The organism is Actibacterium lipolyticum, assembly GCF_900184935.1.
Classification (GTDB): domain Bacteria; phylum Pseudomonadota; class Alphaproteobacteria; order Rhodobacterales; family Rhodobacteraceae; genus Actibacterium_A; species Actibacterium_A lipolyticum.
This window is the reverse complement of the sequence record NZ_FXYE01000001.1, coordinates 1,428,201-1,443,744: the sequence shown is the minus strand read 5'-3', so window position 1 is coordinate 1,443,744 and position 15,544 is coordinate 1,428,201. Positions and strand designations below refer to the sequence as shown.

At 57.9% G+C, this 15,544-nt stretch carries 4 protein-coding genes; all 4 read right to left on the bottom strand.

Features of this window, described 5'->3' with window-relative positions; all coding sequences use genetic code 11:
* Positions 1-18: 18 nt before the first annotated feature.
* Positions 19-4,788: a type I polyketide synthase gene (locus COL8621_RS07140; protein ID WP_093966562.1), complete on the bottom strand. Its 4,770-nt coding sequence runs from the start codon at positions 4,786-4,788 to the stop codon at positions 19-21.
* Between the two features lie 14 nt (positions 4,789-4,802).
* Entirely contained in the window at positions 4,803-13,058 is an 8,256-nt protein-coding gene (locus COL8621_RS07135) for a type I polyketide synthase (RefSeq protein WP_093966561.1), read from the bottom strand.
* Between the two features lie 1,088 nt (positions 13,059-14,146).
* Positions 14,147-14,785, bottom strand: a complete 639-nt coding sequence (locus tag COL8621_RS07130; protein ID WP_093966560.1) for an acyl-homoserine-lactone synthase — start codon at positions 14,783-14,785, stop codon at positions 14,147-14,149.
* A 131-nt stretch (positions 14,786-14,916) separates the two neighbouring features.
* The gene (locus COL8621_RS07125; protein WP_093966559.1) at positions 14,917-15,528 is read right to left on the bottom strand and encodes a helix-turn-helix transcriptional regulator; all 612 of its coding nucleotides are present in this window, start codon (positions 15,526-15,528) and stop codon (positions 14,917-14,919) included.
* Between the last annotated feature and the right edge of the window lie 16 nt (positions 15,529-15,544).

The following is a 15,544-nucleotide window of genomic DNA, read 5'->3' as shown; positions in this document are numbered from 1 at the left end:
TCGTTCTCAATATCTTTTCTACAATGGTCGCACTGCAATTGCGCAAATCACGCCTGGCGCAATGTCGGCCATCATTTTCACATGAATAAGGGTGTTCGTCCCCTTATCCTTTACTTGAAACTGATCCGTATCAGTTCCGCCTGTTACAACTTCGAAACGGTCAAGCGCATGCGCCAGACCAACCCCGAATGATTTACCGGTCGCTTCCTTGGCGCACCAAAGGCGGGTGACCAGACGGTCGCGTGCATCCCCTTCGGGCGCGGTGGCGATCATCTCTCTCTCGGCGGGCGAAAACGCAGTTGTCAGAAAGGCTTCCTCGCGGTGTTTAACCCGCTCGATGTCCACACCGACCCCTGCGAATTTCGCCGGATCGACGGCGGCTGACAGGGCGTATTCGCCAGTGTGGCTGATCGAAATATGCGGCCGCGCGCCCCATTCGGTTGCCCATGTTGATCCGATGATCGGGCCATCGTCGGGGCCGGTGCTTGTCACCTCAATATCTGCGGGCAAAATACCCGACTGAAGCAACATCCGCACAGCATCTTTTGCCGCTGATCGCCCGCGCAGCCATTCCCAGCGCCGCTTGTCTGTCGCAGTGGCAAGCGCATCCCAATCCGCCCGCTCTGAACGGGTCAGGATCAGTCCCGCAAGCACCTTCGCCCAAATGCCGCCGCTGCCATCGAAAAGCCCGCTCGACAAGTCATCGATCAACGCAACCGCGACGCCGTCGTTCGGCGCAGGCAACGGGCGTGCCAAACAGTTTTGCGCGGGGTTCAGCCGTGCCTGATAAAAGCTTTCGGGAAGATTGAACCGCTTGTCCCACCATCCTTCGATACGGCACTGAAGATGGCCGTCTTCTGACACCACATCGATGTATGAGCTCATCTCATCCTCACCGATCAGTGTGATCTTCGAACGGCACCGCGCCCTTTCCCCCGGCGCAAGACGCGGGCGAAAGATCTCTAACTTCTCAACGCGGAACGGGAAGATGTGGAATGCTTCTGGAAGCATCTCTGCCGACCAAACCCCAACGAGCTGTCCAACGGCATCAAGCGTAATCGCGTCCGTTTCAAAGGCCGGGTTGGCAGTTCCGGCATATAGGCCGTCATGGGGCATCCCGCACAATACACCTTCGCAGCCATCCGACGCTGCAAGGTCCATGCTTTCAACCGCCTGCAGTTTTGGGCCGTGGAACATGATACGGCTGTACACATCGTCCAGCGACCAACGCACATCGCGCTTTGCGCCATAACCAAGCTGAGGCGCGACAGGTGCCTCTGGCAACGCGGTGCGCAGCTCAACATCTGCTTCGACCAGAATTGGGCGCAATGCGGGCCCTTCTGCTTCGCGAAGGCGCACATGAACGACGGTTGGGTCGCCATCGCTTCGCAACTCAACACTGGCTTCAAGCGCAAGAACAGGGCGATCCAGCGCAAGCCAACGTGAGGCACGGACTTCGGTCATGCCGCTTACGACCATATCGGGGCGAAGGGCGGCGGCGGCTTCTGCCAATGCCTCCATCGTGAAGGTCAGCGGGACAACCGGCAGGCCCGTCAGTGCGGGGTCAGTTTGCGAAATCCCGCGCCCAAAGCTGTGGTCCAACACGTAAGGCGCGCGCGCCACGTCCACTTCGATCCGCGCGGTCAGCGAACGCCCGTCCGCAGCCTGTTCCAACGCTGTCAGCATCGGGAACCGCGCAGGCGCCGCGACATCTGCGGCCGTTGGCACCTCTGCCTGTGCGCCACCGGTGTAGGCCCCGAAATAGGCCGACATGATGTCACGCTCTGACGAAACGAATTGCTCCATCGTATCGAAATAAGATGCGATCAACTGGTCTTCTGCCGATGCGATCGGCGGTGCAGTAGGTTCGGGCACAGGCGTCGTGTCTGGTTTGGTCGGCGCGGCTTCGGGTGGGCTTGGACGCACTTGTTTCGCACGCGGCTTCATCGGCGGAACATTTTTAAGCTCCATCGGCTGAATGCCCATTTTCAGAACCTGTGGACGCGTTGGGCCAGTGACCTTCTTTTCGGTCGAGGCTGGTGGCGCGAAGGCCGCTGGGTTCAACGGCACGCCTTCGACGGCAAGCTGCGCAACGAAATGATGCAGTTGATCCAGCCCGGCCCGTGCAGGCGTATCGACAGCCAAGGCAACGTGATCTTTTCCGCGCAAAATATCGTTGGTAAATGCCGTCAGATTGTTGCGCGGACCACATTCAACGAACACCCGCGCGCCATCGTCGTGCATCTTTTGAATGGTTTCTGTGAACCGAACCCGATCGGACCATTGATCGGCGGTCAGCTTTCGAATGCTGTCTGCATCTTCGCCGAACCGCGCCGTCGACTGACAGGAATAAACCGGAATTTCTGGCGCATTGATTTCCATCCCGCCAAGGAAGCTTTCCAACCGTTCGCTGAACTGAGCGAATGCTGGCGAGTGATAGGCACGCTCAAACGGCAGCGCCTCGCCGAAACCGCCAAGTTCGCCGGCCAGCTTTTCGGCCCAAACCCGCGCCTCGTCCGTAAAGGCCGCGATTACCTTTTGGTTTGGGCAATTGTCCATCGCCAAGAAAACGTCATCGCGTTCGGCAAGCCGCGCGTTCAAGGTGTCGGCAGGAACGGCACCCACCGCGATCAACGCGCCCGCGGCAATCGCCCCGTCGCGTTCCATCACTTCGTATGCATCGTTCAAAGCCCGCATTTCGGCCTGAAGCTCTGCCGGATCGTCACGGCGCGTAACGCCTGCGGCATACAGTGCGGAATATTCACCCGTTGAATGGCCAACCAGCATATCGGGCGACAAGCCAAGCTTTCCATACAACGCAGCAACGGCCTGATTGGCCGCAAAGATGGCTTCGGGGCCGATGTCCATCCGCCACAAAGCATCCCCTTCGGCGGCCACACCGGGCGGCGGGAAAATAACTTGGCTTGGCAGCAAACTGCGGGAGTGATCCCGGAAGGCACCGTCGACGACATCGAACCATTGGCGCATTTCGGGGTGGTGCATCATCAGTTCGCGCAGCATGCCAATGTGTTGGCTGCCCTCGCCGGGGAACATAAATGCCAGTTTGCCCTGTTGGCCAAGCGGCGCAGAACTAAGGTATGCGCCTTTGCGATCTTTCAGTTTTGTTTTGCCAGCCCGAATTCGCGCGGCAAGCTTGTCCAGCTTTGCCAAAGCATCCGACTTGTCAGACGCAACAACGCCAAGCCGCCATGTTCCCGTGCCAAGCTGTGCATTCACCTCGGTCGAAAGCGCGGCAAGCGTCACGTCTTCGGCTTTCAGGACATCGGCGGTGTGGGCGATCTTGGCCAACAAGGCGTCACTGTCATGGGCATCCAGCAACAGCGCCTCGCTTGACCGGGTCAAAAGCGGCTGAGGTTCCGGTGCGCCGCGATATTCCTCTAGCACGGCATGTGCGTTGATGCCGCCGAAACCGAACGCATTGACCCCTGCCCGGCGCGGCTCAGCCCCGCCGTGAATCCATGGGCGGGATTCCGTGTTCAGGTAAAATGGCGTGTCCTCTATCCGAAGATCTGGGTTTTGCGTATCAACCAGCGTCGGTGGCAACGTTCGGTGATGAAGCGCCATTGCGGTTTTGATCAATCCAGCAGATCCAGACGCGGGCAAGCAATGCCCGATCATCGACTTCACAGCACCAAGGGCACAATCCGGCGCGGTACTGCTGCGCCCGCCAAATTGCCCGGCCAACGCCTCTACCTCTGTGGCGTCCCCAACCGAAGTCGCCGTACCGTGCGCTTCGACCAGCCCCACGGTTTTAGGGTCGATCCCTGCATCCACATAGGCCCGCTCCAGTGCCAATGCCTCCCCCTCGATCCGGGGCGCGAGGATGCCAAGACCCTTGCCGTCACTGGCAACACCGACACCACGCACGAGGGCATAAATCTTATCACCCGCTGCCTCGGCATCGGACAGGCGTTTGATGCACAAAATGCCAACGCCTTCGCCCAACAGCGTTCCGTCCGCCTCGGCCGAAAATGGCTTGATCGCACCCTTCTTAGACAGCGCCTCTAGCTGACAGAAAATCTGATAGATCGGCGCCGGGGTCGAGGCATGAACCCCACCCACAACGGCCATATCACACCGCCCTGCCCGCAGGTCCACCACACCGCGTTCAAGCGCGATAAGAGACGACGCACAAGCCGCATCAACAATGTAATTCGCACCACGAAAATCCAGCCGATTGGAAATGCGCCCGGTCACAAGGTTGGGCACCAGAGCAGGTGCAATTTCAGCATTGAACGGCGGAAGGGAGCTTTTCAGTTCTTTCTTCACGGCTGCAAGTTCGTCGGCTTCGGTATCAGGATGCAGCTTTTTCAGCACATCTAAAAACCGGTCGATCATGATGCCGTGTTGCACAACCGACGTGAAACCCCGGTTGATATAGGTACCGCGGCCGAGGATGACCGCGACCCTGTCACCCGGAACCGGCCGCAGGGCAAACTCTGCATCCTCAACCGCACGCGCGGCGACTTCCAATGCAAGGAACTGGTCAGGCTCACCCCCATCAATCGCGCTTGGCATCACGCCATGACGCAATGGATCGAACGTGGCGAGATCTCCCAAGAACCCGCCCTTGGTCGTATAAACCCGGTCGTTTTCTTCGCTTTCGGGATCAAGAAACAGGTCACCGTGCCAATCAGCAGGTGCATCATCAACGGCATCAACCTTGTCCAGAATGTTCTTCCAGAAAGCCTCCCGGTTGGGGGCTTTCGGGAAAATACAATCCATGCCGACAATGGCGATGGGTTCTTCTTCGTATTGGCGCGACATGCGAATCTCTTGTGCTATTCTGCGGCCTCGCGCGTGCGCGGCCCGCCGTAAGTCTCAGCAAACCGCGTTGTGTCTTCTTCCCATGGGCCGCGCCCCCACACGACTTCTGGTTCGTCCGACGACCCGCGTGTGATTTCCAGTTCCAGCGCCCGCACACCGTGGACAGGTGCAATCGGCTCAATCTTCATTGCGTTAAACTGCGCCTTGATTTCATCCGAAACCATTCCGCCACTGTCCCACGGGCCCCAGCTGACGGCGGTAACGCTCGTAGGCCAATCCGCATTCAGAACGCGCGCAAGCTTGGACACGGTTTCATTTGCAGCACCATAATCGCCCTGCCCCCGATTTCCGAACCGCCCCGCGACAGACGTGAAGAAAACCAAGAATTTCAGGCCATCTGGGCGCAAGGCTTTCGCCAGCGTGAAGGCACTTTCCGTCTTTGTCCGAATGACCTTATCAAAGCTTTCAACATCCTTATCCAGAAGCAGCTTGTCTTCGATCACGCCGGCGCCATGCAGCACACCGTCGATCCGGCCATACCGGTCGTAAACTCCGTTGATCAGCGCCGTCAGCCCCTGATCATCACGCACGTCGCAGGCAAGGTATTCGACCTGTGACCCGGCAGCTTCGACAACTGCAATCGCATCCCGAATTTCCCGCGCCTTAATCACAGCGCGATAAGCGCCCTCGATTGCTGCGGGGTTCACCGGTTGCCCGGCGGCCTTGGTTGCCGCGATCAGCGCGGATTTCAGATCGCGCGCATCTGTGATGCCCGCCGTGCTTGCATCCTCCGGCCCTTCTGGGGCTGGAGACGATCCCAACAACACGAACCGAGGGCTGTGATTGCTGGCCAAGTGCTTAACGATCTTGGCGGTAATACCGCGCGCACCACCTGTGACCAGCACCACAGAGTCTTTGTCCAATTCGATGTCAGCCAGAGCATCGGCTGAGATTGAGCGTTGTTCAGCAAACAGACCAAGGCGTTCATCGCCGCGCACCCCGATTTCAACATGATCATCACGATGCCCGGCCTCGGCCAACAATACCTCAACGCGCTTGGACGTGTCGCTTGCCACATCGAAATCGACAGAACGCACCAACGCGTCGTCCCATTCCTTAGCGATCGTTTTCAACAACCCAGGTGCCCCGGCTGCGGCAGGTGACTGTGGCACAACGCTGTCGAAACCAAAGGCCCCACCCATCGCCGAAGCCGCAACAACAACCGCGTCAGCCCGTGTACTTAACGAACCACCCAGCCCTGAAAGCAGCGAATAAAGCGCGCGCGTCGATGCATCGACCGCCCCGTCCCACTCCTGGCGGCTCATTTCAGCGAATTTCGGTACACCGCGCAGCGGCGCACAATGGAAAAGCCCTGCAATTTTTGAAGCTTCGGCAGCAACAAGATCACGAAGAGCTTGATCATCAGACAAGTCAGCGCCGTTAAGCAAAAGCGGCTTGCCGCCCTTCGCAGAAATCGCATCTGCCAAGCCCGCTGCCACGCCTGCACCGTCGTCGGTGATCACATAGGTCGCGCCTTGGGTCAGCCATTCAGCACGCTCGGGTGCTGGAACCGGAAGCGGGATCATTACGAAACGCGCCCCCCAATCATCGGCCGAAACTTCTGGCTCTGCTTCGCCTTGTGCCACCACCACTTCAACTGGCGCGACCGATGGCGTTCCGGCAAAATCGCCCGCCACTTCCATAAACTTCGCAACGATGCCGCGCACCGTGCGTTCTCGGCTAACCGGGCCCATACGTTCGCGCGCCTCTTCGCCTGCGTTCGGCAAAAGATCACCGCGCAAAGCGCCAAGGATTTCGACACGCTTGATCGAGTCGATCCCAAGATCAGCCTCAAGGTTCAGATCAAGGTCCAACATGTCGGTCGGATAGCCCGTCCGGTCAGAGATCAGCGCAAGCAAGGCATCGGTCACCGCGCCTTCAGACAGGTTCGGACCAGTCGGCGCGGCCGGGGCATTTGCCGCAGCTGCAACTGGCGTTGGCGCGGCAAAATCGCCCGCCACTTCCATAAACTTCGCAACAATGCCGCGCACGGTGCGTTCCCGGCTGACCGGGCCCATACGTTCGCGCGCCTCTTCGCCCGCGTTCGGCAAAAGATCACCGCGCAAAGCGCCAAGGATTTCGACACGCTTGATCGAGTCGATCCCAAGATCAGCCTCAAGGTTCAGATCAAGGTCCAACATGTCGGTCGGATAGCCCGTCCGATCAGAGATCAGCGCAAGCAAGGCATCGGTCACCGCAGGTTCAGACAGGTTCGGACCAGTCGGCGCGGCCGGGGCATTTGCCGCAGCTGCAACTGGCGTTGGCGCGGCAAAATCGCCTGCCACTTCCATAAACTTCGCAACGATGCCGCGCACAGTGCGTTCTCGGCTAACCGGGCCCATGCGTTCGCGCGCCTCTTCGCCCGCGTTCGGCAAAAGATCACCACGCAAAGCACCAAGGATTTCGACACGCTTGATCGAGTCGATCCCAAGATCAGCCTCAAGGTTCAAATCAAGGTCCAACATGTCGGTCGGATAGCCCGTCCGATCAGAGATCAGCGCAAGCAAGGCATCGGTCACCGCAGGTTCAGACAGGTTCGGACCAGTCGGCGCGGCCGGGGCATTTGCCGCAGCTGCAACTGGCGTTGGCGCGGCAAAATCGCCTGCCACTTCCATAAACTTCGCAACGATGCCGCGCACAGTGCGTTCTCGGCTAACCGGGCCAATGCGTTCGCGCGCCTCTTCGCCCGCGTTCGGCAAAAGATCACCACGCAAAGCACCAAGGATTTCGACACGCTTGATCGAGTCGATCCCAAGATCAGCCTCAAGGTTCAAATCAAGGTCCAGCATATCCGTCGGATAGCCCGTCCGATCAGAGATCAGCGCAAGCAGCGCATCGGTTGCTGCATCTGCCGTCAGCGAAACTGAAGACGTCGCTTCCGGTGCTTGTGCCACCCGTGCTGGTGCCGGAACAGGCTGAACGACTGGCGGCGTTTCGACAGGCATCACCGGTGCAACTGCCGCAGGCTGAACAACTGGCGCCGCCGCGACAGGTGCCGGAGCAGGCATCGCGGGGCGCGCCGCCGTCGGTGCTGCGCCCATCCATTGCATCATCACGGCACGGTTGTTTTCAAGGAACTGCGTCATCAATTCCTGATGGCGGCGCATGATTTCGTCTGCGCCCGACCCGGCCGGTGTCGCCGCCATGCGCGGCACACTTGCAGGGGCAGCGTTTGGCGCTGGCGCGGTAGTCGCCGGTGCGGTCGCCTCAGCGGTGGGCGTGGGGCTGGCAATAGGCCGTTGATTGGTCACGGTCTTTGGGTCCTCTTCGATACGCGCAGCAAAACCGCGGCGTTGCGGTGTGCCGTTAATTGGGCGGGAGTTCGCAGCGTCCACTTTCCACAGCATTGCACGGCGGGAATCTTCTGCAGGGGCAAGGTTCCAGCCCGTTACATCAAGCGTGTCATCAGCGCGGCCATCGAAAACGCTGGCCATGGAAAGATCCAGCCCCGCAGTCGCAGCCCCAGCCAACAAGCACAGGATTTGCTGAACGCCAGAACGGCCCTTCTTGTCGGCAGGCAGCGCAAGATGCGGCTTGTCGCCAAGAATGCGGTCCGTCAGCGCGGTCAGGACAGAACCCGGACCAACCTCCAAGAACAGACGTGCGCCTGCGTCGTGCATTTGCTCAACCGAACCGACAAAATTGACGGGCTCAATCAAGTGTTGCGCAAGTTGGGCGCGCACGGCTGCTGGGCCGTCGGGATATGGCGCGGCGGTGGCATTTGCGTAAACCGGGCGATCAGGCGCGGAAATCTCTGCGCTTTCCAAGGCTTGCGCCAACAGATCACGCGCCGGGGCCACGCAATCAGAATGGAACCCGCAGGCAACCGGCAGTCGCTTGGCGGCAAATCCGGCGGCCTTGAGGGCCTCTTCAGCGGCGGCAATTGCCGGTGTTGGGCCCGCGATGACCGTTTGATCGGGTGCGTTGATATTGGCCAAGGTCACGCCCGCATCCGCGCTTAGCGCGGCGCGAACAGCATCTGGCCCCGCATTCACAGCAGCCATGGCGCCCAAATCATCGCCCCCAGCCTTCATGATCGCGTCACCGCGCGCATGCGCTAGGCTGAGCAGCGTGTCAGCATCGAACGTTCCTGCGGAATAAAGCGCCGAGAATTCGCCAAAGCTGTGGCCAGCCGCCGAAACAGCATCCAACCCAAAGGACTTAAGCAGCTGCAAAACAGCAACCGAAACAGCCCCAATTGCGGGCTGCGCGACATCCGTGCGTTTTAGCGCCTCAACCTGTGCGGCTTTTTCATCTTCGTCCAGCGTGGGCCGCGGGAAAATAAGATCGGCCAGCGGCGCAGGTGTACGACCATCCAACGCGTGCGATGCACCTTCTAAGGTGTCGTGAAACGATGGGAAGGTCGTCGCAAGGTCCGAAACCATACCTGGATATTGAGAGCCTTGGCCCGGGAACAGGAACGCCACCTGATCGTTGGTCAACGCGTCATCAGCCGAGAAATACGCCCCCGAGGGATCAACCGCGCGCAGGGTATCATCCCCGCCATCGATGGTTTCCGCAGCCCGCGCCAAACGCGCCGACGCATCCGCCAATGACGTGGCAACCAACCCAAACCGGGCTGTGGCCTTGGCGTCGAACTTCTTGGCCAGACTTGCTGCGATATCTTTTGCAGACACGCCTTCAGGGGCCGCCGAAAGCGCATCGGACGCGCGGCGCAGTTCATTCGTTAGGTCTGACTTGGAATTGGCTGAGAATAAGTAAAGCTCATGCGTCCAATTCTTGCGGAACTTGTCCTGATGTTTGGGCAGGTAGCCGCCGCGATACTCTTCCAGAACCGCGTGAAAGTTGGTGCCGCCGAAACCAAATGCGCTGACACCAGCACGGCGCGGCGTGTCGCCACGACGCATCCATGGGCGCGCTTCGGTTGCTACATAAAACGGGCTTTCCGGGAAATTCGCGCCTGGGTTCGGCTCTTCGACATTCAGGGTCGAAGGCAAGACACGATGGTGCAGCGCAAGCGCCATCTTGATCATACCAGCACAACCAGCCGCAGCTTTTGTGTGACCAATCATCGACTTAACAGAACCAACGCCGCAGAACTGTTTTTCATCGCTATAATCAGCGAACATCTTGGAAAGGCTTTGAATTTCGGTCCGGTCCCCAACAACGGTTCCGGTGCCGTGCGCTTCGACCAAGCCCACGGTCGATGGTGAAATTCCTGCACGATCATAGGCACGCACAAGCGCAGATTCCTGCCCTTCGGGACGTGGCGCAGTTAGCGAAAGGTCCTTGCCATCAGAAGATCCAGCAACACCGCGCAGAACCGCGTAGATGCGGTCACCCTCGGCCTCTGCCTGATCCAGACGGCGCAGAACCATCATGGCCAAACCTTCGGAAATTGCGATACCGTCAGCGCCCGCATCGAAGGTGCGGCAACGGCCACGCGGCGACAACGCGCGGGTCTTGGAAAATGCAAGGAAATCAAACGGGTTTTGGAAACTATCCGCACCCCCGACGATCACCATGTCAGAGGTTTCATTTTCCAACTCGCGCGCGGCCATCATGACGGCAGCAAGGGACGAACCACAGGCCGCATCGACGGTGAAGTTCACACCACCAAGATCAAACCGGTTCGCCACACGCCCCGCGATGACGTTCAACAGGATGCCGGGGAAGCTGTCCTCGGTCCATTCTGGAAGTCGCTCTTCCGCCGTTTCGGGCATTGACCCGTTGATCGCAGGAAGCGACGAGCGCACAGCATAGCGTTGACCAAGAGGGCCCGCACCACCACCGACACCGATGATCACCGATGTCTTGCGGCGCAACGCCTCGTCCTCGATCACGCCATCTTTGAAACCAGCGTTTTCCAGCGCCTGTCGCACCGTTTCCAGCGCAAGTAGCTGCAGCGGTTCAATCGCTGGCATAGAATTCGGAGGGATGCCGTATTTGATCGGGTCAAACTCGATCTCATCGAGGAAACCGCCCCATTTCGAATACATCTTGTCCGGCGCATCCCGGTTTTCGTCGTAATACCGGCGCCAATCCCAGCGTCGCTCGGGCACCTCTTCGATGGCGTCGACGCGATCAAGGATGTTTTCCCAATAAGTGGTGAAATCCTGCGCCTTGGGCAGAATGGTTCCAAAACCCGTGATCGCGATGCGCGAACCCGGCCCCTCAACAAAGGGTTCGACGGGTTCGGGCGCAGGCACCGCTGCATCCAGAACAGCGGCCGAGCCGGTGCAGATCGCAGCATGCAAGTCAGCAATCGTCGTGGGCGTATCGTGCAGGTTTGCCACCTGCCCGATCATGTAAACGCCCTTCTTCATCTGATCGGCCTTCTTGACCTTCACAAATTTCTTAGCGCCATCCACCTTGCCGTAATCGGGGTTCCGATCCACGCCTTTGGATGCAATGCGCGAGCGGCCAACATTGAAATGTTCCAGTTGATCCTTGATGTCATCCGGGTCGATATTTTCAGACCGCAGTCGGGCTTTTTCCTCAAAGAACTCATCAACAATCGGGCTTTCGACAACCCGTGTTGCGTGGCCGGGGCCGGATTCCAGCAGCATGGTGCGCTTAGATTCCAGAGCCAGCTTTTGATAGGTTTCCAGAACCGCGCCAGCCTCAACCGCTTCTTTGGTCAGGATGTAGCCAGTGCCAACAATCACACCGATCTTTGCACCGCGTGCCGCCAGCCCGGCAGCAAGGGCCGAAACCATCGCGCCAGAGCGTTCGTCATGCACACCCCCAGCGAACAGAAGTTCGCAGTCAATCTCTCCCTCTGGGCCATAGTGATCCAACAGCGCGTCAACCGCCTGTTGCCACAGAACAGAGCTGGACCGCGGGCCAACATGGCCACCACATTCACGCCCCTCAAAGATGAACCGGCGCGCGCCGCTTTCAAGGAACAGGCTTAGAAGCCCGGGCGACGGGACGTGCAAGAAGGTTGGAATGCCCTGCGCTTCTAGCGCCAGCGCCTGATCGGGGCGACCGCCAGCGATCAGGGCGTAATCGGGCTTATGCTCAACGATCAACGCCGTCTGCTCTTCGCGCAGCGCATCATCGACGAAGCCCAGAATGCCGACGCCCCAAGGCATATCACCGACCTTGGCCTTCGTTTCCTCAAGCAATGCCGCAACTTCGGCCTTGCGCATCAGCGCCAAAGCCAGAAACGGAAGCGCTCCGCCCTTTGCAACGGCGACCGCAAAGTCCGAGGTGTCAGAAACCCGTGTCATCGGCCCCTGAATGATCGGATAGCGCGTGCCGGTGGCCTGCGCCAATGGCGACCCTTCGGCCAGCGGCTTCAACTCTTGTGCAAGCTGGGTCAGCTTCGCCGCGCTGTCAGCGATCGCATCCAGTGCTTTCCCAAGCGTCGAATAAGTATCGGCAAACCGACGGGCAAACGCGGCATCCTGTCCAACAAGCCAAACGGAGTTTTCTGCGTCGGTTGGATCAACAGCCTTATCAACAGCCGCCAAAAAGGCACCTGCGTCCGAGCCGGGAATATCCAACGCCTCTAACGCGTGGGCAGCCTTGTGATCTGCGCGCCAAAACACGCGATGCGCATGACCAAGATCCCCACCAAGTGTCCGGGTTTCACTGCCATCCATGCGCGAAATAGCCATGGCAAGCTTTTGCGGTGTCGCCGCTTCGTCAAACAAAGCAAGCTGCCAGTCCAACACAACACCAGCTGCGCCAGCGACCTTAAGCGCGGCCGCCGTATTGGGCCCGACGCCACCATGCGCAATCACAGGAAGCTTGGTCAGCGCAACCAACCGCTGCGTCAAAAGCAGTGTCGTTTCGTCGCCAACCGCGCCACCAGCTTCGTGGCCCTTTGCGATCACACCAGACAGCCCAGCCTTTTCGACCACTGCCAGATGATCGGCATCATGAAGTTCGGCAAATGCCTGTGCGTTCGGGGCAACAGCGCGAAGGGCAGCCATGGCCCCATCAAGCGCGTTGACATCATCCAGTACAAAAACGGCAACACCCATCCCAGAAACTGATGAGCCAACAGCCGAAAAAAGAGTATCCGCGTCCGAGACCCGAAGCTTTAGCCCCCAATCCCCACGTCCTGCGACAGCAAGCCTTTCAACCGCGTTGCGCGTCGCAACACAGGAGGGATCGCCAAACTCAAGATCAAGAACACCAACATGCCCTGCCCGGCTCGTCGCAATTGCCGTGCTAGGCTGGATATGGTTCGCCAGGCTCATGCCAAAGACCGCAAAGGCCCGCTTGGTCAATACCATCAAAACAGCTCCCAAATAGGAATGCCGCTAAAAGCGACACGTGCTTAAAAAAACATCTGACCGGGGAAGCCTAGTTCAACCAAACGAAGAGACGCAAAATGCGGACTCTCCCAAAGGCGTCATCACGCCAACTTCATCCCAATCGCTAATACCAACTACGAACAATACTTTGTGTCCGGCTACACTCAAAAAAAACGCCGTAATATTCTGTGCTTCTATCCAGAAACACTCAACTTTTTAAACCCAGCCCAGCAGCCAATCGGGCCTTCACACTCTTAAACTTCTATCGTCCTACTGATCAATATGCGCATAAAATGTAAATCTTTGTGGCCAAATTATGAATTGTCCACGTCCGCGCACCACAGCGTTGCCGTTTTGCACGAAAGCTTGGCAAATTGAAAAAACATCCTGTGACTAAACTCGTGCAAAAATCTTCGCTTTCCTCGTCTTCCAACCGAAAGATTCGCCCCCCAAATTCGATACTTCAACGGCACCATTAAAAACTCTTGCCGCCGTTTAGCGCGATAGTTCGACGATGTCGATGCGCCTACAAAATCAATTCTGCTTTTTAGATGCCTATTTTTTCGACAAATTTAAGTCGCTCCGCTGCTAAGAAACGCATCAATAATTGCACGCGTTTTGCAGCATTTGCGCCAAGAACGCCGACTATTCCGGCATCCTCCATGTCAAATAACCGCTTCGCCCAATTCGCACGGCGCTTAAACCTCCTTCACACTGCGACAACCTGACAGGGCCATCCTCACCACAAGCAGAGGACCCGTAAAGGCAGGAGAACCTTACCCTACATTTGAGATCCGAAAGGCAACGCCACCACGTTGCAGGCCGCTCAACCGAAGAGTTAGATTTCAAAGCAGACACAACCACTTAATGGACAACATCATACCATATTCTGAACATCTTTCGCAGCAAAAATAGACACAGACACAAGAGGAGTTGGCGACGCGATACCAAAACGGAACGCATCGCCTAAACACAAACTGATTTCGCGCCGGACGCTATTGGCGGCCGAACTCGAGGAGGAATTTGTTACGATCGGCGGTATCAAGGCCGCACCAAATATGCTTAGGTCAGGCACTCATTCGGTACTCGATAAGCTCCGACACTGGCTGCGGCTTTTGATAGGAATACAAAGCTGGCATGCTTAGAACGGCATAGCGACGACCGTCATCAGCGTTTTTGTAAGACTTACCAATGCTGGTTGCATCGTAACCGATTTGGCGCAAAGCGCGCATCAGCGCCAGCGACGACAAACAAATAAGCTGAGACGCCCCGGCGCGCTGAGCCATTTCAACCAATCCATCCACAATTTGGCGCAAGCACTCTGTCCGTTCTTTCTGCGTCCGCAGTTCGCTTGAGATGACAAGCCGCGTGCATTCCCAGACCAGCGGGCTGTTTATTTCTTCGCACATCACTTCGGCTGGAATCTTGGGAAGCTTGCCAGAAAAGGCATCGCGCAACATGTAGGTATGGTCGCCCCAACTTGCCGTCGTTGCCATTACACGTGCGCCGCCGACGACCTTCCCGTCCTTCAACACCAATGAATAGCTGGCGACCGGCGTGTCGTACTGATCCATCTCGACTTCGTCATTGTGCGGGATGTCCCACTTCAGTTCGTCCACGAAGACTTTTTTGCGAAGGGCCAGAAAGTCGTAAAATGCGGTGCCGTGTTTATGTAAGCCAGCAAAGTCGAAAGTGATGTTGTGCATGGTGAATCTCCTTTTTGCAGGAGTACCTTGCGCCAAGATTATAAATTTTTCTAATCTTTAAGTTGTGCTAAATGCATAAGAATTCCCTCAAAGGGGATTTATCACCCACATTTTTGTAATCTTATCACACTTCAAAGCAGTCCGCGGGTCCGAGCGATCGAAGCAGCGTGAGATGGCGTTTGGGCCCCCAATTTCCGCTTCGCATTCGCCAACCGCGCTTTGACCGCACTTATCGAAATGTCCAACTCACCCGCGATTTGCTTGAGCCGAAGGCCCTGCGACTGAAGCGTCAATGCCTCAATCTCGGCATTGGTCAGCGCCAGTTGCTGAGCCCCTGCATCGTGCAGCCGCTGAAGGATATCATGCAGCGCTTCGATTTCTTCGACCTGAAACTCGCGATCAGACCGCATAAAGTTGCCATAGCTGCGCTTCCCCTGCTCTCCGGGGGCCGTAATGCTTGCGACGACACCATAGCGCAGGCCGAATCGCGCGGCGCTTTCCAGCACACCACGCGGGTCATCCAAGCCGATCTCGCTCCAACGCACAAAACCATGGTTTGCATAAACCCATTTCATCACGGGATCATGCACCACTAGGCCGTTAGCTGTATAAAACTCGACCCAATCATCCGGCAATTTGTTCAGCTCTTCCGCAGGGAAAGAAAACCCAACACGTAGCCCGATATAGCAGCCTGAGGGCGCCAACGAGAGAAGCTGTTCGGTATAGTCCGACAATAAACTCATGGACTCCAAATAGTTG